Source organism: Streptomyces sp. NBC_01506, from assembly GCF_045040295.1.
Lineage (GTDB): Bacteria > Actinomycetota > Actinomycetes > Streptomycetales > Streptomycetaceae > Streptomyces.
Genome location: NZ_CP109422.1, coordinates 3,010,033 through 3,031,112, shown reverse-complemented (window position 1 = coordinate 3,031,112; position 21,080 = coordinate 3,010,033). Strand labels below are relative to the sequence as shown.

19 protein-coding genes and 2 pseudogenes are annotated in these 21,080 nt (G+C 71.7%); 13 read left to right on the top strand and 8 right to left on the bottom strand.

Annotated features, from left to right (window positions below; all coding sequences use genetic code 11):
- Nucleotides 1–144: 144 nt before the first annotated feature.
- From OG329_RS12920 to OG329_RS12910, 3 genes are all read left to right on the top strand, one after another.
- Complete coding sequence (locus OG329_RS12920) at nucleotides 145–795, top strand: DUF6758 family protein (RefSeq protein WP_405795010.1); 651 nt, start codon at nucleotides 145–147, stop codon at nucleotides 793–795.
- A gap of 109 nt (nucleotides 796–904) precedes the next feature.
- Nucleotides 905–1,774, top strand: coding sequence for a PHP domain-containing protein (locus OG329_RS12915; RefSeq protein WP_405795008.1), 870 nt, complete (start codon nucleotides 905–907; stop codon nucleotides 1,772–1,774).
- A gap of 191 nt (nucleotides 1,775–1,965) precedes the next feature.
- On the top strand, nucleotides 1,966–2,571 hold the full coding sequence (locus OG329_RS12910) for a MarC family protein (protein ID WP_405795006.1): 606 nt from the start codon (nucleotides 1,966–1,968) through the stop codon (nucleotides 2,569–2,571).
- 89 nt (nucleotides 2,572–2,660) lie between these two features.
- Here the strand turns inward: OG329_RS12910 and OG329_RS12905 are convergent, their stop codons facing one another.
- On the bottom strand, nucleotides 2,661–2,813 hold the full coding sequence (locus OG329_RS12905) for a hypothetical protein (RefSeq protein ID WP_187280063.1): 153 nt from the start codon (nucleotides 2,811–2,813) through the stop codon (nucleotides 2,661–2,663).
- Between the two features lie 176 nt (nucleotides 2,814–2,989).
- Here OG329_RS12905 and OG329_RS12900 point away from each other — a divergent pair, with 176 nt between their 5' ends.
- The gene (locus OG329_RS12900) at nucleotides 2,990–3,901 is read left to right on the top strand and encodes an NYN domain-containing protein (RefSeq protein WP_405795005.1); all 912 of its coding nucleotides are present in this window, start codon (nucleotides 2,990–2,992) and stop codon (nucleotides 3,899–3,901) included.
- Nucleotides 3,902–3,944: 43 nt separating this feature from the next.
- On the opposite strand, the gene OG329_RS12895 is transcribed toward OG329_RS12900, so the two are convergent.
- Both OG329_RS12895 and OG329_RS12890 read right to left on the bottom strand, forming a co-directional pair.
- Nucleotides 3,945–4,802, bottom strand: a complete 858-nt coding sequence (locus OG329_RS12895; RefSeq protein ID WP_405795004.1) for an alpha/beta fold hydrolase — start codon at nucleotides 4,800–4,802, stop codon at nucleotides 3,945–3,947.
- A 140-nt stretch (nucleotides 4,803–4,942) separates the two neighbouring features.
- The gene (locus tag OG329_RS12890; RefSeq protein ID WP_405795002.1) at nucleotides 4,943–6,739 is read right to left on the bottom strand and encodes a DEAD/DEAH box helicase; all 1,797 of its coding nucleotides are present in this window, start codon (nucleotides 6,737–6,739) and stop codon (nucleotides 4,943–4,945) included.
- Nucleotides 6,740–7,245: 506 nt separating this feature from the next.
- Between OG329_RS12890 and OG329_RS12885 the strand changes: the two genes are divergently transcribed.
- Complete coding sequence (locus OG329_RS12885; RefSeq protein ID WP_405795000.1) at nucleotides 7,246–8,028, top strand: ferritin-like fold-containing protein; 783 nt, start codon at nucleotides 7,246–7,248, stop codon at nucleotides 8,026–8,028.
- 89 nt (nucleotides 8,029–8,117) lie between these two features.
- Here the strand turns inward: OG329_RS12885 and OG329_RS12880 are convergent, their stop codons facing one another.
- The 4 genes from OG329_RS12880 to OG329_RS12865 all read right to left on the bottom strand — a co-directional run bounded on the left by OG329_RS12880 (nucleotide 8,118) and on the right by OG329_RS12865 (nucleotide 10,030).
- Nucleotides 8,118–8,387: a hypothetical protein gene (locus OG329_RS12880; RefSeq protein WP_405794998.1), complete on the bottom strand. Its 270-nt coding sequence runs from the start codon at nucleotides 8,385–8,387 to the stop codon at nucleotides 8,118–8,120.
- 186 nt (nucleotides 8,388–8,573) lie between these two features.
- On the bottom strand, nucleotides 8,574–8,801 hold the full coding sequence (locus OG329_RS12875) for a DUF3107 domain-containing protein (RefSeq protein ID WP_023538836.1): 228 nt from the start codon (nucleotides 8,799–8,801) through the stop codon (nucleotides 8,574–8,576).
- 125 nt (nucleotides 8,802–8,926) lie between these two features.
- A complete protein-coding gene (locus OG329_RS12870) occupies nucleotides 8,927–9,577 on the bottom strand; it encodes a TetR/AcrR family transcriptional regulator (RefSeq protein WP_405794996.1) in 651 nt (216 codons plus the stop codon).
- Between the two features lie 198 nt (nucleotides 9,578–9,775).
- Nucleotides 9,776–10,030 (bottom strand): hypothetical protein, encoded by a 255-nt coding sequence (locus OG329_RS12865; RefSeq protein WP_405794994.1) that lies wholly within the window; start codon nucleotides 10,028–10,030, stop codon nucleotides 9,776–9,778.
- A 181-nt stretch (nucleotides 10,031–10,211) separates the two neighbouring features.
- On the opposite strand from OG329_RS12865, the gene OG329_RS12860 reads away from it, so the two are divergent.
- The 8 genes and pseudogenes from OG329_RS12860 to moeZ all read left to right on the top strand — a co-directional run bounded on the left by OG329_RS12860 (nucleotide 10,212) and on the right by moeZ (nucleotide 19,234).
- Nucleotides 10,212–11,297, top strand: a complete 1,086-nt coding sequence (locus OG329_RS12860) for an alpha/beta fold hydrolase (RefSeq protein ID WP_405794992.1) — start codon at nucleotides 10,212–10,214, stop codon at nucleotides 11,295–11,297.
- A gap of 8 nt (nucleotides 11,298–11,305) precedes the next feature.
- Complete coding sequence (locus OG329_RS12855; protein WP_405794990.1) at nucleotides 11,306–12,736, top strand: DUF3152 domain-containing protein; 1,431 nt, start codon at nucleotides 11,306–11,308, stop codon at nucleotides 12,734–12,736.
- A 209-nt stretch (nucleotides 12,737–12,945) separates the two neighbouring features.
- The gene (locus tag OG329_RS12850; RefSeq protein WP_405801802.1) at nucleotides 12,946–14,907 is read left to right on the top strand and encodes a DUF3492 domain-containing protein; all 1,962 of its coding nucleotides are present in this window, start codon (nucleotides 12,946–12,948) and stop codon (nucleotides 14,905–14,907) included.
- Complete coding sequence (locus OG329_RS12845) at nucleotides 14,900–16,051, top strand: hypothetical protein (RefSeq protein WP_405794988.1); 1,152 nt, start codon at nucleotides 14,900–14,902, stop codon at nucleotides 16,049–16,051. Before OG329_RS12850 ends, OG329_RS12845 begins: the two co-directional genes overlap by 8 nt.
- A 189-nt stretch (nucleotides 16,052–16,240) precedes the next feature.
- Nucleotides 16,241–16,993: pseudogene (locus OG329_RS12840) on the top strand (NAD-dependent epimerase/dehydratase family protein); the annotation flags it as partial.
- Nucleotides 16,994–17,077: 84 nt separating this feature from the next.
- Nucleotides 17,078–17,236, top strand: a pseudogene (locus OG329_RS12835) (reductase); the annotation flags it as partial.
- Nucleotides 17,224–17,985: a spherulation-specific family 4 protein gene (locus tag OG329_RS12830; RefSeq protein WP_405794986.1), complete on the top strand. Its 762-nt coding sequence runs from the start codon at nucleotides 17,224–17,226 to the stop codon at nucleotides 17,983–17,985. The pseudogene OG329_RS12835 and the gene OG329_RS12830, both read left to right, overlap by 13 nt.
- Before the next feature lie 70 nt (nucleotides 17,986–18,055).
- Entirely contained in the window at nucleotides 18,056–19,234 is a 1,179-nt protein-coding gene (moeZ, locus tag OG329_RS12825; RefSeq protein WP_405794984.1) for an adenylyltransferase/sulfurtransferase MoeZ, read from the top strand.
- A gap of 131 nt (nucleotides 19,235–19,365) precedes the next feature.
- Here the strand turns inward: moeZ and OG329_RS12820 are convergent, their stop codons facing one another.
- Nucleotides 19,366–21,012 (bottom strand): alpha/beta hydrolase, encoded by a 1,647-nt coding sequence (locus OG329_RS12820; protein WP_405801801.1) that lies wholly within the window; start codon nucleotides 21,010–21,012, stop codon nucleotides 19,366–19,368.
- Nucleotides 21,013–21,080: the final 68 nt, after the last annotated feature.

Sequence of the window (21,080 nt, the reverse complement as noted above, 5' to 3'; positions counted from 1 at the left end):
GCCGGAGCGCGGCCGGTCGCTGAACCTCGTACGCCGCCCGCAGGAGCACCCGTCTCGTACAGGCCGCCGGTATTTGCCAGGGTTCTGTGCCGGACGGGTGATCGTCCTTGACGGGGGGACGACCGCGGAGGACCGTGGGGCGCTATGAGGGGCGAACCAGGTTGCCCGAAGTGCGGTGGCCGGGTCAGGGCGCCCGGTCTCTTCGCCGACTCCTGGCAGTGCGACACGCACGGCACGGTCCATCCGATGCAGCCGGTCATACCGCCCAGCGTCGAAGCCCTCGGAGTCGTGGTGAACCGCGCCCGGGTCCCCGTCTGGATGCCCTGGCCGCTCCCGGTCGGCTGGCTCTACACCGGTGTGGCGTACGCGGGCGACGACCGCAGCGGCGGCCGGGCCACCGCTGTCGCGTGCTCCGGACCCGGCCCGCTCGGCGGCTCGGGGGAGCTGCTGCTGGTCGCCGAGGAGCTGGGCGTCGGCCTCGGCGCGCGGTACGCGGGGATCGACGGACCCGATCCGGGACCGCACATCTGCGCCGACAAGCCCCCGCACGCCAAACTGCTGGCCGCCGGCCGCCCCACCCCGCTCTGGCACGTGCCCGACGTCCCGCCCGACCGCGCGGTGTTCGCGGGCGAGGCGCTGGGGCTGTGGCTGTGGGCGATCGTCTGGCCGGAGCAGACGGGGCTGCTGATGTACGACGAGCTGGTGCTGACCGATCTGCGCGACGCGGGCGCCGAGGTGGATCTGCTGCCGTGCGGGGCGCTGTCCCCGCGTCTGCTGAGCCGGCCGGGAGCCTGACGGGCCTTGACGGGGGCGGAGGGCCCCGGGGCGGGGAGCGGCCGGGAGCGCCCCGTACGCCCGTTATCCTGGAGCGTCCCCTGCCTGCCCGAGCCCTGGAGTACGCGTCGTGCGCATCGACCTGCACACCCACTCCACGGCGTCGGACGGTACGGACACCCCGGCCGATCTGGTACGTAACGCCGCCGCCGCCGGTCTCGACGTCGTCGCGCTCACCGATCACGACACCACCCGGGGCCATGCCGAGGCCGTCAAGGCCCTCGCCGATCTCGACACCGGCCTCACTCTCGTCACCGGCGCGGAGCTTTCCTGCCGGACCGACGGTGTGAGCTTGCACATGCTGGCGTATCTCTTCGACGCCGACGAGCCCCAACTGCTGCGCGAACGCGAGCTGGTGCGCGACGACCGGGTGCCGCGCGCGCGGGCGATGGTGGCCAAGCTCCAGGAACTCGGCGTGCCGATCACCTGGGAGCAGGTCACCCGCATCGCCGGGGACGGCTCGATCGGCCGCCCGCACATCGCGTCGGCGCTCGTCGAACTGGGCATCGTGGGCTCGGTCGACGAGGCGTTCAGCTCCCAGTGGCTCTCCGACCACGGCCGGGTGCACGTGCCCCGGCACGAGCTGGACCCCTTCGAAGCGGTCCGGCTGGTCAAGGCAGCCGGCGGCGTCACCGTCATCGCGCATCCGCTCGCGGTGACCCGTGGCGCGGTGGTGACCGAGGCGGCCGTCGCGCGGCTCGCCGAGGCGGGGCTGGACGGCGTCGAGGTCGACCATATGAACCACGACGAGCCCACGCGCGCGCGGCTGCGCGGACTCGCCGCCGAGCTGGGCCTGCTCACGACCGGGTCGAGCGACTACCACGGCAGCCGCAAGACCGTCCGGCTCGGGGACTACAGCACGGACCCGGAGATCTACGGCGAGATCGTCCGGCGCGCTTCGGGCGCGTTCCCGGTGCCCGGTACGGGCGGACACGCGTAAGCGCTCGTTCCGCGCCGCCTGTTCGACGGCGCCTGTTCCACCGCCCGTTCCGCCTGTCCGCGTGCCCGAGGGCCTGTACCCGCCCCCGTCGTCCCCGTACCTCCGCGTACGCGCTCCGCACGGCTCCCGAGCCCTCGCTCGCCGGAGCCGAGCCCCGTGTTCCGTCCGCCCACTCCTCGCAAGGGCACACCGTGTTCGACGCCGCCGTTTTCGGCTCTCTCTTCCTGACCCTCTTCGTGATCATGGACCCGCCCGGGATCACACCGATCTTCCTCGCCCTCACCTCCGGGCGCCCCGCCAAGGTCCAGCGCCGGATGGCCTGGCAGGCGGTGGCCGTCGCCTTCGGTGTGATCACCGTCTTCGGCATCCTCGGCCAGCAGATCCTCGACTATCTGCATGTGTCCGTCCCCGCGCTGATGATCGCGGGCGGACTGCTCCTGCTGCTCATCGCGCTCGATCTGCTCACCGGCAAGAGCGACGAGCCCAAGCAGACGAAGGACGTCAACGTCGCCCTCGTACCGCTCGGGATGCCGCTCCTGGCGGGGCCCGGCGCGATCGTCTCCGTGATCCTCGCCGTCCAGCACGCCGACGGCGCGGCGGCGCAGGTGTCGGTATGGGCGGCGATCGTGGCGATGCACGCCGTGCTCTGGCTGACGATGCGCTACTCGCTGGTGATCATCCGGCTGATCAAGGACGGCGGTGTGGTGCTGGTGACCCGGCTCGCCGGAATGATGCTCTCGGCCATCGCCGTGCAGCAGATCATCAACGGCGTCACCCAGGTCGTGCGGGCCGCGTGAGACCAAAGCGCCCCCGTACGGACCATCCGTACGGGGGCGTCTCGACAGGTGCCGATCAGTGGATCAGATCCGAGGGATCGATCCTGGAATTACGAGGCCGTGGTGACGGCCGGCCGGATATAGAGGCGCTGCCCTGTTGAGGCGGCCTGCTGCACGATCTGATTGACGGAGGCGGCGTCCACGACGGTGCTGTCGACGGCGGTGCCGTCAGCATCGTTCAGTCGCATGATTTCGAAGCGCATATCGCTTCTCCCTTCGTCTGATCCTCCGTAGGAGAACTGTGTGTGACGGTTGGTCCGTCGTTGATTACATAAGGCCACAACGCCTTGCCCTCTGCAAACATTCCCTACACTAAGGAAAGTTTTCAGGTCGTTGACTACTGGCGGGTACGGCCGTGTCCACGGACAATGGGCACCGTATGAGCGAGGCATGGTTCAACCCCGACATCGCCGAGGTCGGCGCCCGCCTGGAGCGCACGAACGAACTGCTCCAGCGGATGCTCGCCGAGGTCGCGAAGACCCCGTCCACCCACGCCATTTTCGTCGACGCGGGTTACGTCTACGCTGCGGCCGGATTACTGGTGGCGGGTACCGAGGACCGACGGGCCTTCGATCTCGACTCCGAAGGGCTCATCGAGGCGTTCATCGACAAGGCGCGCACGATCTTCGCGGACAGCAGGCTGCTGCGCGTGTACTGGTACGACGGCGCGCGGCGGCGTATCCACACGCCCGAGCAGCAGTCCATCGCCGAGCTGCCCGACGTCAAGGTCCGTCTCGGCAATCTCAACGCCAACAATCAGCAGAAGGGCGTCGATTCGCTGATCCGCACCGATCTTGAATCGCTCGCCCGGCACCGCGCGATCAGCGACGCCGCGCTCGTGGGTGGCGACGAGGACCTGGTGTCCGCCGTCGAGGCGGCGCAGGGATACGGCGCGCGCGTCCATCTCTGGGGCATCGAGGCCGGCGACGGGCGCAACCAGGCGGAGCCGCTTCTGTGGGAGGTCGACAGCCAGCGCACCTTCGACCTCGACTTCTGGAGGCCGTATGTGACACGGCGGCCGGTCACCACGTACGAGAACGAGGGCGAACCGCCGCCCTCGCGCGAACAGGTGCGCTTCATAGGCGCGCAGATCGCCGCGACGTGGCTGGTGGGGCGCGGGCGGGTGGCGATGGCCGAGCTGCTGCCCGGCCATCCGTATCTGCCGGGGCCGGTGGACCAGGATCTGCTGATCGAGGCGGAGAAGCTGCTGCAACGCTCGCTGCGCGGGCACGCCGTGCTGCGGCGGGCGCTGCGTGACGGGTTCTGGCAGCACCTTCAGGCGCAGTTCTGAGTCTTCCAGGTGCTCAGTGCCGGTCGTTCCGGGTCAGCTCCGGTCAGCTCCGGGGGCTGTCCCAGAAGGCGCTGAGCGCGGCGGCCGTACGCGGCGGCTGATCGGTGTTCGGCGAGTGCTCGGCACCCTCGATCACGGTCCTGCGCGCGCCCAGTCGGCGCGCCATGTCGTCGAGCAACGGCACCGGCCAGGTGTCGTCCCGCTCGCCGGACATCACGTGAACTGGCAGATTCCGTACGGCTGCCAGCTCGGCCACCCGGTCCGGCTCCACCGTCAACTGCCGCCCCGTGGCGATCAGTTGGGCCGGGTTGTGGCCCAGCCAGCGACGGTGCAGATCCGCGCTGCCGCCGTCGATATCCGTCTCCTCCGGCGGCTCCATCGCGCGGATGCCCGCCCAGACCTGCTCCATGTCCATGTGCGTCAGCTCCAGGGCCTCGCTCAGCAGCCGTACACGCTCCTGCTGGGAGGGCGCGATACGGGCGGGGCCCGAGGAGATCAGCGTCAGCGTCAGGAACGGCTCCGGGTCCGTCAGGACGGCGGCACGGGCGATCTGCCCGCCCAGCGAGTGCCCCACGAGATGGACCGGGGCGCCGACCGCCGCCGACTGCGCCAGCACGTCGGCCGCCAACTCCTGCTGGGCGTAAGCCTCTTGGGAGTCGGGGCCGGCGGACTCGTACTGCCCGCGGCCGTCCACGGCGACGACGCGGTAGCCGGCCGCGGTGAGCGGTTCCAGCATCGCGATGAAGTCCTCCTTGCTGCCGGTGTATCCGGGCAGCAGCAGCGCGGTGCCCCGTGGCGTCCCCTCGGGGCGGGCGTCGAGCACGGCGAAGGGCCCGCGCCGCGTCGGCATCTGGAGCGCGCGGGCGCAGGACGGGGGAGTGAACGTGGGCGGCCGGCTCATGCGACGAGCCTAAGACCCCACGCCGACGACCGCCTCACCCGGCAGGGGCGTCGAAGACACCCTCCTACTGAGGCACGCGTATACGCCGACGGCCCGGCACCCCTCGCGGGGGCCGGGCCATCGGTGTGTGCTGTGCGGTGTCAGCTCTCGGGCTGGGCGACCGCCGCGCGGGTACGGCGGCGGCGCGGCTTGGCCTCGGCGACGGGGGCCTCGGCCTCCGCCGTCTCGACCTCGACCGGGGCCTTGGCGCGCGTACGGCGCCGGGGCTTGGTCTCGGCCTTCGGCTCGGCGACGGTGTCGGTGTCGGCGGCCGGGGCCACGGCCTCGACGGTGTCGACAGCGGGCTTGGCGGCGCGCGTACGACGACGGCGCGGCTTGGTGACCACCTCGTCTTCGGCGGCGGCGGCGTCGGCCTTCGGCTCGGCCGACGGCTCGACGAACACGTCCGCCACGGCCGTACCGACCGCGGCGACCGCCTCGGCGGGCACGCCCACGCGCGTACGCCGACGACGACGCGGGATACGCGGCTCGGTGCCGTCGGCGCCCTCGGCGGTGTCGACCGCTCCCGTCGCCGCCGGGTCCGTCGCCGTCACGCCCTGCGCCTCGCCGGCCTCCAGGGGAGTCCCGCCGCGGGTACGGCGGCGCTGCCGCGGCGGACGCGTCCGCGCCGGGCGCTCCTCCTTCACGGCGGCGGCCGTCCGCGCCGAGGAGGACGGACCGGCGGCGGACTTACGGCCACGGCCGCCCGTCTCGCCCAGGTCCTCGACCTGCTCCGCCGACAGACCGGCACGCGTCCGGTCCGTACGCGGCAGGATGCCCTTGGTCCCCGCGGGGATGTTCAGCTCCTCGAAGAGGTGCGGCGAGGTCGAGTACGTCTCCGGCGGGTCCGGGAAGCCCAGGTCCAGCGCCTTGTTGATCAACTGCCAGCGAGGGATGTCGTCCCAGTCGACCAGCGTCACGGCGATGCCGGACGCGCCCGCGCGGCCTGTGCGGCCGATGCGGTGGAGGTAGGTCTTCTCCTCCTCGGGCGACTGGTAGTTGATGACGTGCGTCACGCCTTCGACATCGATACCGCGAGCGGCGACATCGGTACAGACGAGAACGTCCACCTTGCCGTTGCGGAAGGCGCGCAGCGCCTGCTCACGGGCCCCCTGTCCCAGGTCGCCGTGGACGGCGCCCGAGGCGAAGCCGCGCTGGGCGAGCTGGTCCGCGATGTCGGCGGCCGTACGCTTCGTACGGCAGAAGATCATCGCGAGCCCGCGGCCCTCGGCCTGGAGGATGCGCGCGACCAGCTCCGGCTTGTCCATGGAGTGGGCGCGGTAGACCCGCTGGGTGGTGTTGGCGACGGTCGCGCCCGCGTCGTCCGGCGACGTGGCGCTGATGTGCGTCGGCTGCGACATGTAGCGACGGGCGAGACCGATGACCGCGCCCGGCATGGTCGCCGAGAACAGCATCGTCTGGCGCTTCGCCGGCAGGAGCTGGATGATCCGCTCGACGTCGGGCAGGAAGCCCAGGTCGAGCATCTCGTCGGCCTCGTCCAGGACGAGTCCGCGCACATGCGACAGGTCGAGCTTGCGCTGGCCCGCCAGGTCGAGGAGCCGGCCCGGAGTGCCGACGACAACGTCGACACCCTTCTTCAGGGCCTCGACCTGCGGTTCGTAGGCACGGCCGCCGTAGATCGCCAGCACGCGCACATTGCGCACCTTGCCGGCGGTCTGGAGGTCGTTGGTGACCTGCTGGCACAGCTCGCGGGTGGGGACGACCACGAGGGCCTGCGGGGCGTTGGTCAACTGCTCGGGAGCCGCCCGGCCCGCCTCGACGTCGGCGGGGACCGTGACGCGCTCGAGGAGCGGCAGGCCGAAGCCCAGCGTCTTGCCGGTGCCGGTCTTGGCCTGGCCGATCACGTCCTTGCCGGACAGTGCGACCGGGAGGGTCATCTCTTGGATGGGGAACGGAGACAGAATGCCGACGGCTTCAAGCGCTTCGGCTGTCTCGGGGAGGATTCCGAGGTCTCGGAAAGTCGTAGTCAGGGTGCTGCCTCTTCTGTGAGACGCGACGCGAGGCGAACGCTGGGGGTCGTACCGCACCTGGGTACTCGGCCGGCCGTGGATTGGCCGGATGGCGCGGGACCACTGCCGTCGCTCGAGCGCTCGTGCCGCTGAGGGGGCCCCTCATCTGCGGACATACGCTGCTGTGCGTACGATCCGCGCGGAGGGCGGTCGGGGTCGGAGCCGATCGGGCCACCGACCGGGCATCCTCATGGGGCCTGTCCGGGACAGATCTCCCGGTCAAACACTGCGATGGCCCACCGAATACTCGGCAGGCGCATTACCACTGTACCCCGGAATCGCGCATGTGTGTTGGACGAATTCGTCGGATCGGTATGACGGCAGTCTCTGACCAGGCCCTTACGGGGTGCGCGGAGCGGGCTATTGTGCGCTCCATGGAGACGTCTGACAACGCCACTGCGCCCGAGTCCGCACCCGGCTCCGCCGCTGGATCCGTACCTGGCTCCGCACCCTCGGAACTCACCGGGATCGCCGCCCAGGACTGGGCGACCGCCTCCGCCGATCCGAAGTACCGGGCCGCGGTCGTGGATCTGCTCGGGGCACTCGCCTACGGCGAACTGGCGGCTTTCGAGCGGCTTGCCGAAGACGCCAAACTCGCACCGACACTGGACGACAAGGCGGAACTCGCGAAGATGGCCTCCGCCGAATTCCACCATTTCGAGAGGCTGCGCGACCGGCTCGGTGAAATCGACGCCGATCCCACGGGTGCCATGGATCCCTTCGCCGCCGCGCTGGACGACTTCCACCGGCAGACCGCACCGTCGGACTGGCTGGAGGGCCTGGTCAAGGCGTACGTCGGCGACTCGATCGCCAGCGACTTCTACCGCGAGGTGGCCGCGCGGCTGGACTCCGACACCCGAGGTCTGGTGCTCGCTGTGCTCGATGACACAGGGCACGGCAATTTCGCGGTCGAGAAGGTCCGGGCGGCGATCGAGGCCGAACCGAGGGTCGGCGGGCGGCTCGCGCTGTGGGCGCGGCGGCTGATGGGCGAGGCGCTGTCGCAGGCGCAGCGCGTGGTGGCGGACCGGGACGCGCTCTCGACGATGCTGGTGGGCGGGGTCGCGGACGGCTTCGACCTGGCCGAGGTCGGCCGGATGTTCTCGCGGATCACCGAGGCGCACACCAAGCGGATGGCGGCGCTGGGACTGGCCGCCTGAGGCTGTTCTCCGGCGGCGGGGGCCCTGGGGTCGAGGGCTGTGTCCCTGCCGGGGGATCGGCGGGGCCGGGGGATCGGCGGGGGTCGGTGTCAGGAGGGCATCGGCCGACGCAGACCGCGGCCCGCGGGACGCAGCAGCAGCGACAGCAGGACCGTCCCCACGGCCACCGCGCCGATCAGCGTCGCGACGACATGACCGGGGCCGAGCGCCGCGTGGGTGAGCACCGCGCCGAAGAGGGAGCCCAAGGACCCCGCCGCGAGCACGAGGCGGCGGGACGGGAGCCGGTGGGGCAGCCGCTGGATCGCGGCCCACGAGGCACCGAGTCCGAGCAGGATCGCACCGAGAGCTTCGAAGATCACTGCTGATCACCTCACCAAGCGCGCTGGGCAATTCGGTCGTAGCCCGGTCTACCCGGAGTGTGCGTGAGGCAACCCTCCGCGATCCGAAGAGACGACGAAGGAGTGGCCCGGCGGGAGATCCCGCCGGGCCACTCCTTCGTCGCTGTGATGCTGTCGCGCCGTCTCGGACAGGGCCCGGGTCGTGCCCTAGAGAGCGCCGAAGCCCACTCGTCGTGTCGTCGGCTCGCCGATCTCCACGTACGCGATGCGTTCGGCCGGTACGAGCACCTTCCGCCCCTTCTCGTCCGTGAGGCTGAGCAGCTTCGCCTTGCCGGCGAGTGCGTCGGCGACGGCGCTCTCGACCTCCTCGGCGGACTGCCCGCTCTCCAGAACGATCTCGCGGGGCGTGTGCTGCACGCCGATCTTGACCTCCACCGCTATGTCCCTCCGAACGGTCGGTGCGTTGCGCGGTCAACCGCGCGGTACGCAGCACACATTAGCCCGGCGGGAGAGTGCTCAGGACGGTGGCGGGGCACGCCCGCAGCGAACACGGACAGGGGTCAGGCGCCGGGGTGCTGCTCGCTGCCGTGCAGCGGGAATCCGGCGATGCCGCGCCAGGCGAGGGAGGTGAGAAGTTCCACGGCCTTGTCGCGCGGGATGACCGACTCGCTCGAGAGCCAGTAGCGGGCCACCACCTGGGAGACGCCGCCGAGCCCGACGGCCAGCATCATGGACTCCTCCTTGGAGAGGCCCGTGTCCGAGGCGATCACGTCGGAGATGGCCTCCGCGCACTGGTGCGCCACCCGGTCGACGCGCTCGCGCACGGCCGGTTCGTTCGTCAGGTCGGACTCGAAGACCAGCCGGAACGCGCCGCCCTCGTCCTCGACGTAGGCGAAGTACGCGTCCATCGTGGCCGCGACGCGCAGCTTGTTGTCGGTCGTCGACGCCAGGGCCGTACGCACCGCGTGCAGCAGCGCCTCGCAGTGCTGGTCGAGCAGTGCCAGATAGAGGTCCAGCTTCCCCGGGAAGTGCTGGTAGAGGACGGGCTTGCTGACGCCGGCCCGCTCCGCGATGTCGTCCATCGCCGCGGCGTGGTAACCCTGTGCGACGAAGACTTCCTGAGCCGCGCCCAGAAGCTGATTGCGTCGAGCGCGGCGTGGCAGGCGCGTGCCTCGCGGGCGCGCCGCCTCGGTCTGCTCTATGGCTGTCACGCCGCCTCCCAGAATCGTTCGTGCGCGCTGTGCGCCGCCTTGCCATCGTACTTTTGGGTAACCCGGCTGTGCGTGGTCAGGTCGCAGAATTTCACGGACCGGACGGTCGGGGAGCCGGATATCCGTCCGGCCTCACAGGCGGCGGCGGAGAAAAGTATCCAATGCTGACAAAAGGCGAACCCGGTCCTGGGCGGTCGCTCAGCGGTAGTCGTCCTCGTCCTGGGAGACGATACGCGCCTGCTCGGCGGCGTCCGCCTCGTCGGCCTCGGTCGTACCGACAGGGGCCGGTGGATCGTCGCCCTCCGGCCGCACGTCCGTGTGCTGCTCGGCGGCGTCGGCCTCCGGCGTCTCCTCGTCGATTTCCTCGAGTGCGCCGTAATCCGTCCCGGCGGTCGGTTCTTCTTCGTCGGTGTCGTTCGCGAATGTGTCCGGGTCGCTCGGGTCCGCCGCCATGGGGCGCCGCCCTTTCCTTCTCCGGTCGTCTTCCGTCTTCCATTCGCGCGTCTACCGTTCGCGAAATGAGGCGAATGCCTACGCGTACTTACGAGGGTAGGAGGTACGGACCCGAGACGCTATGTGTCCTGTGACGGTGAACACGCGAACCGGCACGTGATCGTCTCGTAACATTGCCCGCATGTCTTCGACCGAGCTGCCGGAAACCCTCGCCGCCCTCCCGCGCGTGAGCACCGTCCGGGTCGCCGACGGTGAGCGGCTGCGCACGGTGGCCCTGCCGGGGCTGAGCCTGCACGTGCGCTCACGGCCCCCCACGCGCACCGGGCTGCCGCGCGCGCTGTACGTGCACGGTCTCGGCGGCTCCTCGCAGAACTGGTCCGACCTGATGCCGCTGCTGGCCGACGTGGTCGACGGCGAGGCGGTCGACCTGCCCGGCTTCGGCGACTCACCGCCGCCGGGGGACCGCAACTACTCGATCACCGCCCACGCGCGGGCCGTGATCCGGCTGCTCGACGCGCGTGGCCACGGCGCCGTGCATCTCCTCGGCAACTCCATGGGCGGCGCCGTCACGACCCGGATCGCCGCCGCCCGCCCCGACCTGGTGCGCACGCTCACCCTCGTCTCGCCCGCGCTCCCCGAGATCCGCGTGCAGCGCGACGCCCTGCCGACCGCCCTGCTGGCCGTGCCCGGTGTCGCCGCGCTGTTCGGCCGGATGACGCGCGAGTGGACGGCCGAGCAGCGCACACGCGGGGTGCTGGCCCTGTGTTACGGAGACCCCGGCCGGGTCTCCGAGGAAGCGCTGCGGCACGCGGTGCAGGAGATGGAGCGGCGGCAGAGTCTTCCGTACTTCTGGGAGGCGATGACCCGCTCCGCGCGGGGCATCGTCGACGCGTACACCCTCGGTGGACAGCAGGGGCTCTGGCGGCAGGCCGAGCGGGTCCTCGCGCCGACGCTGCTCGTCTACGGAGGGCGGGATCGGCTTGTCGGATACCGGATGGCACGGAAGGCGTCCGCCGCCTTCCGGGATTCCCGGCTCCTGACACTTCCGGACGCCGGGCATGTTGCCATGATGGAGTATCCCGAGGCGGTCGCCGAGGCCGCGCGGAGTCTCATCCGGGAGTCGGACGGGGCGACGGGCGACGCGGGCGCGACGGCTGGTGAGATGACAGATGAGACGAACGACCGCGCCGGCCGTAGTGACGGTAGGGGCGGGGCGCTCGTGAGGGACGACGGCGACGACGGTGACAACGACAGTGGCGGGAGCTGATCCTGGGCGTGGGACGACACAGCCGTAAAGGCCCCGCACCCCAGGGATCCGACCGCAAGAAACGCGCCTCCCCCGCGAGCGGCCCCGTGGCCGGCGGGCAGGAGGCGCCCCCCGCGCCACCTCGCGGCGAGCGGGACCATGCGGCGCCGGCGTACGGCACCCCCGCGCAGGGCGTGCCGCAGGTGCGTGGCGGGCATCCCGAGCACCGTGAGCCGGGTGGCGGCTGGGGCGGGCAGCAGCGCTACGGGGACTGGCAGGGCGACGGCTCGCCGGACCGGGGCGGGCCACGGGGTCCGCAGCAGCCGCAGGGGCAGGGCCGGGTGCCGGGGCCGCGCCGTGAGTTCATCGACGCCTTCGACGCGCCGCCCCTTCCGTACGGAACCGGTGTCGCCGCCGGACTGGGTGTCGCCGGCGGCGTCGGCGTCGGTAGGGGCGTCGACTCCACGCGGTGGCGTCCCGATCCGTACGCCCCCGGCACCGACCGGGACGACGAGAGCGGCGGGCCCCGCGTGGGCTCCGCCGACGGCTCGGGCCGCGGCTCCGACCGCGACGACGACGGCGAGGCCGTCCCGGACCCCGAGGGCGACCGGAGCGCCGGGAGCGACGGCGAGCGGCCCGCCAGGGGCGGTCTGGGGCGTACCTTCACCGGGATCGCCGCGGCGGCGGTGATCACGGTGCTCGCCGTCGTGGTGGCCGGCCAGGTCAGGGACGGCGGTGGCTCCCGGGCCGACGCGGGGCCCCCCGGCGGGCTCGCCCGCGACGGGGATGACGCGGCCTCGCGCTCGGACGGCAGGCCGACGCCGCAGGAGCCCGCGGTCGAGGCCCCGGCGGTGCCGCCCACCTACAGCCAGTTGATGACCAAGCAGTTCCCGCTGGCCGCCGATCTGAAGGGCTCGGGCGAGTTCGGGGCGGTGCCGGGACTGGTGAAGGCGCCCGGCGAGGGCAAGAAGATCCGCTATCGGATCGATGTCGAGAAGGGCCTCGGTCTCGACAAGGAGCTGTTCGCCGACGCCGTACAGAAAACCCTGAACGACGACCGGAGTTGGGCCCACGACGGGGCCATGACCTTCGAGCGGATCGCCGGCGGCTCGCCCGACTTCGTGATCACGCTGGCGAGCCCCGGGACCACGGCCGAGTGGTGCGCCAAGTCCGGTCTGGACACCACCGTCGACAACGTGTCCTGCGACTCCGCCGCGACCGACCGCGTCATGATCAACGCGTACCGCTGGGCGCGGGGGGCCAAGACCTACGGCCCCAAGGCGATGCACACCTACCGGCAGATGCTGATCAACCACGAGGTCGGGCACCGGCTCGGACACGGCCATGTGAGCTGTAGCACACCCGGCTCGCTCGCCCCCGTGATGCAGCAGCAGACCAAGACGCTCGATCTCGACGGCGTCAAGTGCAAGGCCAACCCCTGGGTGTTTCCGGGTAGTTGAGGCATCGGCCGCAGCTTGACGCAGCGTGACCGACTGACCCCTTACCGCGACGGAACGCTGTCGTGGTGGGAAAGTTACGTGCATTCACCCCTTCTGGTGGTGCGACGGACAACCGTCCGCCGTTCGACCGTCATGTCCGCTTACGGTCGTCCCGCTGCGAGTCGCCGATCCAACGGCGGCTTCCCACAAGGGAGATCGGGGGTGTGCTCGTGCGGATCGGACTGCTTACGGACGGTGGCTACCCGTATGCGACGGGTGAGTCCAGGCTGTGGTGCGACCGGCTCGTACGCGGGCTCACACAGCACGAGTTCGACATCTACGCGCTCAGTCGCAGCGCCCACCAGGAGGGCAACGGCTGGATCCAACTGCCGCCCTCCGTACAGCGGGTGCGCACGGCGGCCCTCTGGTCGGCGCAGGGGGACGGGAGGGCGTACGGACGGCGTGAGCGACGGCGCTTCGTGGCGCACTTCGGAGATCTGATCAACGCCGTCTGCACCCCCGACGGGCCGGCCGCGGAGAGCGCGCGACGCGAGGGCGACGGCGACTCCGACGGCGACGCGCGCGGCACGAGCGCCTTCGCCGAAGGGCTGTACGGGCTCGCCGAGCTGGCGCACGAGCACGGCGGTCTGGCCACGGCCCTGCGTTCGGAGGCCGCCGTACGGATCCTGGAGTCCGCCTGCCACGCCCCCGGTGCACGCCGGAGCGTGCGCGGTGCCACCGTCCCCGACTACCTGGTGTTCGCCGACCAGTTGGAGCGCGCGCTGCGCCCGCTGGCCCTCGACTGGTACGACGACGACGGCCTTGGCGCCGTCGACCTCTGTCACGCGACGACGGGCGGATCCGCCGCCCTGCCGGGACTGGTGGCCAAGCGCTTCTTCGGGGTTCCGCTGCTGGTCACCGAGTACGGCGTGCAACTGCGCGCCCACTACCTGGCCGCCGGACCCGGCGGTGACGCGCCTCTGCGCGCGCCGGTGCGCGCCCTGCTCGCGGCCTTCCAGGGCCGGCTCGCCGCCGAGGTCTACCGGCAGGCCGCCGTCATCACCCCCGGCAACACCCACGCCAGACGCTGGCAGGAGCGCTGCGGCGCCGACCGCGCCAAACTGCGCACCGTCTACCCCGGCATGGAGACGGAGCGCTTCGCGGCGCTGGGCGAGAGCGACGGGAGCGCCGGGGCCGGTAGGGGCGGCCAGGACGGCGGCGACGGCGGTGACGGCGGTGACGGCGGTGACGGCGGTGATCCGAACACCCTGGTGTGGGTCGGGCGCATCGAGCCCGCCAAGGACCTCATCTCCCTGCTGCACGCCTTCGCCGACATCCGTAAGGAGGAGCCCGCCGCCCGACTGAGGATCATCGGCGCCGCGGCGCAGGGCACGGAGGCGACGGCGTATCTCGCCCACTGCCGCGCGCTGGCCGCCCAGTTGTTCCCCGACGAGGCGGCCGGCGCGCACGCCGTGGGCGACAACTGCGTCTCCTTCGAGGAGGTCGGCGGGCCCGGCGCGCCGGACTTGGTGGACGCGTACGCGGCGGGCGCGGTGATCGTCCTGTCCAGCATCGTCGAGGGCTTCCCGGTCAGCCTGGTCGAAGCGATGTTCTGCGGGCGCGCCACGGTCTCCACCGACGTCGGCGCGGTCGTGGAAGTCATCGGTGGCACCGGGCTCGTCGTGCCCCCGCGCAATCCACGGGCGCTCGCCGACGCCTGTGTCGCGCTGTTGCGCGACCCGGAGCGGCGCGAACGGCTGGGCGCCGCCGCGCGGGCGCGCGCCTTCGAACTCTTCACCGTCGAGCAGAATCTGGCGGCGTTCCGCGGCATCTATCTGGAGCTGATCTCGCACGCCCCGGTCCGGCGCCCGGCCGAGACCGTGGACGCGCACGGCGAACCACTGCCGTTCGCCAACCCGGCCGAGGCGTACGTCCCCGGCCACTGGACCGCCGGACAGGCCAGGACCGTACCGATGCCGTCGCCGGTACCGATGGTGCCGCCCGTATCGATGCCGCTGCCCCTGCCCGTAGCCGCGCCCCTGTCCTTGTCCGGGGCGACCGGGGTGGCCGGGGTGGCCGGGGTGGCCGGGGTGGCCGGGGTGGCCGGGGTGTCCGGGGTGGCCGGGGCGCCGCGTCCTACGGAGGCGGTCGGCGTGGGAGCCGGACAGACACGGGGGGAGAGCGATGTCTGACGCGGGCACCACACCCGGGGGAGCGACCCGGCTCGCGCGGCGGCAGGGCCCCGCCGACCCCGTCAAGACGCTGATGCACAGCCACCGCGAACTGTGCGAGCGCGCCGTCGACCCGCTGGAGATCGCCGCCGGTCTGGAGGCGCACGGCGTCACCGACCGGGCGGCCGCGCGCTTCCGGCACCGGGACGTCTTCTCCCTCGCGGAGGAGCTGTACGCGCGCGTGCCGCGCGCCACCGACACGGATGCGGACACCGCCGACGCCGAAGCCGCCCCGCATCCGGCGCGCTCCACCGACCCGCGCGCCGGGTGGGCGCTGCGCACCCTGCTCCCGGGCGCCGTGTGTGCCCTGGCCGTCGTCGCTCTGCGGTACGCGGGGGAGGCCGGCGGCACCGGTGAAGGGGCGCGGTCCGCGATAGGTGTGGCGGGGGCCGTCGCCCTCGCCATCGCGCTCACCGTCGCGCTCCGGCGCGGACCGCTGCGCGTCGAGGGCCACACCGCGCGCGTCTCCCGTCTGTGGGTGTGCTGGCTGCTGGCGTACGTGCTGTACGGAGACGGGCTGCTGCGTCTGTCGGGCGGCGGCGCACCGCACGGGACGTCGCCCCTGACGCAGGCGGCGGCGCCGCTCCTGGCCCTGGCGTTCGCCGTGGTCCCCGCCGCCTGGTGCGCCCATCTGATCTCCCTACAGGCGCGGCGCGGGCTCACCGGCAGCCGCGGACTGGCCGAGTTCGCCTCCCGCACCCGGCCGCCGCTGCTCGGCCTGCTCGTGCTCCATCTCCTCACGCTGACCGCGCTGGCCGTCCTCGCCGAACACCTCGTCGGCGGCGACCGGGGCACGGGCGCCAGTCATCCCGGCGCCACCGTGGCCCTCGGCGGTCTGCTGTTCCTCGCCAAGCTGCTCACCGTCCACGGCTTCCCGAAGGCCGCGGCGACCGGCCTCGCCACCGCCTGCGCCGTCGAGGCGCTGGCCCTCGTCCTCGCGACGGCGGGCCGCGTCCCCGGCCTCGAGACCGTCTCCGCCCCCGTCCGGGCCCTTGTCGACGCGGGGGGAGCCGGAGCCGTACCGGCCCTCGCCTGCGGCGCCGCCGCGCTCGGCCTGCTGATCCACGCCACCGTCGCACTGCCCCGGGCCTCGGCCCATACCTGACCGGCGGACCACCGACCACCGACCTCCGGCGCACGCCCCGTCCGGGCCACACCCCCGGACCCCACAGACCTCCCGCGGAGCCGACGCCGCGGGCGTAACCCGAAGCACACGGCAACATCCTCTAAGGAGACGACAGAACATGACCCGTCAACCCCCAGCACCGGCACGTCGGAACCAAGGGGCCGCGCGATGAGGGTCCTGCTGCTCGGTGCCAACGGTTTCCTCGGGCGCTTCGTCGCCGACCGGCTGCTCGCCGACCCGGCCGTGCATCTGACCGCACTCGGCCGCGGCGACGACGCCGACGTACGGTTCGACCTCGCCGGCGGCAGTCCCGGAGCCCTCACCCGCTTCCTGGACGCCGTCCACCCCGGAGTCGTCATCAACTGCGCCGGCGCCACGCGCGGCGGCGCCCGCGACCTGACCCGGCACAACACCGTCGCCGTCGCCACCGTCTGCGAGGCGCTGCGCCGCAGCGGCTGCGGCGCCCGCCTCGTCCAGCTCGGCTGCTCCTCCGAGTACGGGCCCTCCCAGCCCGGCTCGTCCACCGCCGAGGACGCCGTGCCACGGCCCGGCGGCCCCTACGGGGTGAGCAAGCTGGCCGCCAGCGAGCTGGTGCTGGGCGCCGGGCTCGACGCCGTCGTCCTGCGGGTCTTCTCGCCCGTCGGGCCCGGCACGCCCGCCGGCTCCCCGCTCGGCAGACTCGCCGAGGCGATGCGCCGCGCGATGCAGTCCGGCGACGGCGAGCTGAAGCTCAGCGGCCTCGGCGTGCAGCGCGACTTCGTCGACGTACGCGACGTGGCCCGCGCGGTGCACGCCGCGTCGCTCTCGGCCGCGCAGGGCGTCGTCAACATCGGTACGGGGCGCGCGGTCCGGCTCAGAGACGCCGCCGCCGTCCTCGCACGGGTCGCCGGATACGGCGGCGCCCTGCACGAACTGGACGCGCCCAGCGGCCCGCCACGCTCCGTACACGCCGCCACCCATGCCACCCACGCCACCCTCGGCCCGCAGCGCGGCGAGCACCCCTCGGAGCAGTTGGGCGCCGGCCCGTTCCCGTACCCCGACGGCTGCGGCGGCTGGCAGCAGGCCGACGTCCGCACCGCGCGGGACCGGCTCGGCTGGCGGCCCCGTATCAACCTGGAGGAATCGCTCGCCGACATCTGGATGGAGGCGGCATGCCGCATCTGACGTCCACCGGGGACAGTCTGTCGGCCACCGGGGCGGCCGGGCTCGGCTTCGGCATCCCCGGTTACGCGCATCCGCTGCTCGCCCCGGTCGAGTGGGCCGAACTGACGCGCCCCGGCACGCCGTTGCACTGGGCGGTGCTCAACGTCGCGGACGGGCCCGGCAGCATGCCCGACCCGCACTGTCTGGAAGCCGCGGGCCGGCTCAAGAACGCGGGCGTGCGGGTGCTCGGGCATCTCGATCTCGCCTACGGGGCCCGGAGCTTCGGCGAGATCGTCTCCGACGCGCACGACTTCCACGACTGGTACCGCGTCGACGGCTTCTATCTGGACCGGTGTCCGTCGCAGGCGTCGTACCTCCCCGACGTCAGACGTACGGCCGCGACGCTGGACACCGTCGCCTACCGGGGCCATCTGGTCCTCGGCCACGGCACACATCCGTACCCCGGATACGCCGAGATCGCCGACCAGTTGGTCACCTTCCGCGGGCCGTGGACCGACTATCGCTGGTCACAGGTGGCGGAGTGGACGGCGGAGCATCCGCCGGAGCGCTTCGCGCATCTCGTCCACGGGGTGCCGCGCAGCCATCTGGACGAGGCGATGAGGATCGCGCGCTGGCAGGGCGCGGGCACGGTCTTCTTCACCGACCGCAGCGATCATGACGAGCGGACGGGACAGAACAGCCCATTCGCGGCCCTGCCCGGCTACTGGGACGAAATCGTCTCGCAGATCGGACCGGGTGTCTCGGAATGAGAAGGCGCGTGGCAGTGTTACTTGAAGAACAAACGTACTGACCAACCGACCAATCCCTGTTGAGGTCCCTGTGTCGCTGCCACCCCTGGTCGAGCCCGCTGCCGAGCTCACCGTTGACGAGGTCCGCAGGTACTCCCGTCACCTGATCATCCCGGACGTCGGGATGGACGGGCAGAAGCGGCTGAAGAACGCGAAGGTGCTCGTCGTCGGCGCCGGCGGGCTCGGCTCGCCCGCGCTGATGTATCTGGCCGCCGCCGGTGTCGGCACGCTCGGCATCGTGGAGTTCGACGAGGTGGACGAGTCGAATCTCCAGCGGCAGATCATCCACAGCCAGGCGGACATCGGCCGCTCCAAGGCCGCTTCCGCGCGTGACTCCGTCCTCGGCATCAACCCGCTGGTGAAGGTCGTTCTTCACGAGGAGCGGCTCGAGTCCGAGAACGTGATGGAGATCTTCGCCCAGTACGACCTGATCGTGGACGGCACGGACAACTTCGCCACCCGCTATCTGGTCAACGACGCGTGTGTGCTGCTGGGCAAGCCGTACGTATGGGGCTCGATCTACCGCTTCGACGGTCAGGCGAGCGTCTTCTGGTCCGAGCACGGTCCCTGCTACCGCTGCCTCTACCCGGAGCCGCCGCCGCCCGGAATGGTCCCGAGCTGCGCCGAGGGCGGCGTTCTCGGCGTCCTGTGCGCGTCGATCGGGTCCATCCAGGTCAACGAGGCGATCAAGCTTCTCGCGGGCATCGGTGAGCCGCTGCTCGGCCGTCTGATGATCTACGACGCGCTGGAGATGCAGTACCGCCAGGTCAAGGTCCGCAAGGACCCCGACTGCGCGGTCTGCGGCGAGAACCCGACCGTCACCGAACTCATCGACTACGAAGCCTTCTGCGGCGTCGTGTCCGAGGAGGCGCAGGTGGCGGCGGCCGGTTCGACCATCACTCCGAAGCAGCTCAAGGAGTGGCTCGACGACGGCGAGAACATCGAGCTGATCGATGTGCGCGAGCCGAACGAGTTCGAGATCGTCTCGATCCCGGGCGCCAAGCTGATCCCGAAGAACGAGTTCCTGATGGGGAACGCGCTCCAGGACATGCCGCAGGACAAGAAGATCGTCTTGAACTGCAAGACGGGTGTCCGCAGCGCGGAAGTGCTCGCGGTGCTCAAGTCGGCGGGCTTCGCCGACGCCGTGCACGTCGGCGGCGGGGTCGTCGGGTGGGTCAACCAGATCGAGCCGGAGAAGCCGATCTACTGAGTGACGCAATCTATGTAGGAGGCCGGTCCACGCATCTCGTGGACCGGCCTCCTACGTATGCGGGGCGGGGCACGGCCTCACGTACGTCGCGTGCCTCATGTACGTCGCGTCCCTCACGTACCCCGCTCGCATCACTTGCAGACCGTCCCGGCCTTCGGCACGTCGCCGTTCAGCAGATAGCCGTCCACGGCGTTCTGCACGCACGCACTGCCCCCGTTGTACGCGCCGTGCCCCTGGCCCTCGTACGTCAGCTCCACGCCGACACCCTTGCCGAGCGCCTTCGCCATCGCCTGCGCGCCCGCGTACGGCGTCGCCGGGTCACCGGTGTTGCCGATGACCAGGATCGGGGCCGCGCCCGGCGCGCTGACGTCCGGCTTGTCCCACTCGCCCGGCACCGGCCACTCGGAGCAGCCGAGCAGGCCCCAGCCGAGGAAGTCGCCGAAGACCGGCGACGCCGCGCGGAATTCGGGGAGCTTCGCCTTGGTCTGCGCGAGTGAGTAGCGCTCCTTGGAGTCCACACAGTTGACGGCCGCGTTGGCCGCCTGGATGTTGCTGTACCGGCCCTTCTCGTCGCGGCCGTTCATCGCGTCCGACAGGACCAGCAGCAGCGCGCCGCTGCCCCCGTCGGCCTCGTCCAGCCCCTGTTCGAGCAGCGGCCAGTACTCCTTCGAATACAGCGTCTGGGCAATGCCGTTGGTGGCCTGCGTCTCGGTGAGCTTGCGCGAGCCCAGGCCGGCGATCGGCTGCTTGTCGAGCCGGTCGAGCAGCGCGACGATGAAGCCCTCGATCTGCTGCGGGGTGCTGCCCGGCAGCGTGCACTTGTCGCCGCGGTTCACACAGTCCTTCGCGAAGTTGTCGAGGGCGAGCTGGAAGCCCTTGGCCTGGCCGAGCGAGCCCTGTTCGGAGGTCTCGCTCGGGTCCACGACGGCGTCGAAGACCGCGCGGCCCACGGACTTCGGATACAGATGGGCGTAGACGCCGCCCAGTTCGGTGCCGTACGAGATGCCGAAGTAGTTGAGCTTGTCGTCGCCGAGGACCTGGCGCATCAGCTCCATGTCGCGTGCGGCGTTGACGGTGCCGACGTACGGGAGTTCCTTGCCGGACTTCTGCTCGCAGCCGCTCGCGTACCACTTGAGGCCGTTCACGTACGCCTTCTCCTCGGCGGTGTCGTCCGGGGTCATGTCCTGGGCGTAGTACGCGTCGAGCTGCTTGTCGTCCTTGCACTCCACGGGCTCGCTGCGGCCGACGCCGCGCGGGTCGAAGCTCACCAGGTCGTAGCGGGTGCGCAGCTTCTCGTAGTCGTTTCCGAAGGAGGGCAGTCCGGTCACACCGGAGCCGCCGGGGCCGCCGAAGTTGAAGACGAGTGAGCCGATGCGCTTGCCCGGATCGCTCGTCTTCGCCCGGATCAGGGCCAGCGGGATCGTGGCGCCCGTGGGCTTCGCGTAGTCGAGCGGGGCGGTCATCGTGGCGCACTCCCACTTGGTGCCGCCCGGCAGCGGCGACGGGGACGTACCGCCGCCCTCGGCCTCCGACGGGGTCGGACAGGCCTTCCAGTCCAGCTTCTGGGACGTCAGGTCCTTGGGCGCGGCGGAGGCGTCGGCCCTGTCCTGGCCGTCTTGGTTGTTCTGGCTGTTCTGCCCGCCCTGGTCGCCGCTGCCGGAGCCCGAGCCGGAGCATCCGGTGGCGGCCAGCAACGTGGCGACAGCGACGGCGGTGACGGCGGTCAGCGCCGGGCGGCGGCGACCGGCGGGGGCGGTGGAGGCGGAGAAGGAGGGCATCGGCATCTCCCCATGGTGCGTCGTGGCGGGGAGAGGCGCGCGGCCCGGGGTCCAGCCGGGTGGTGCCA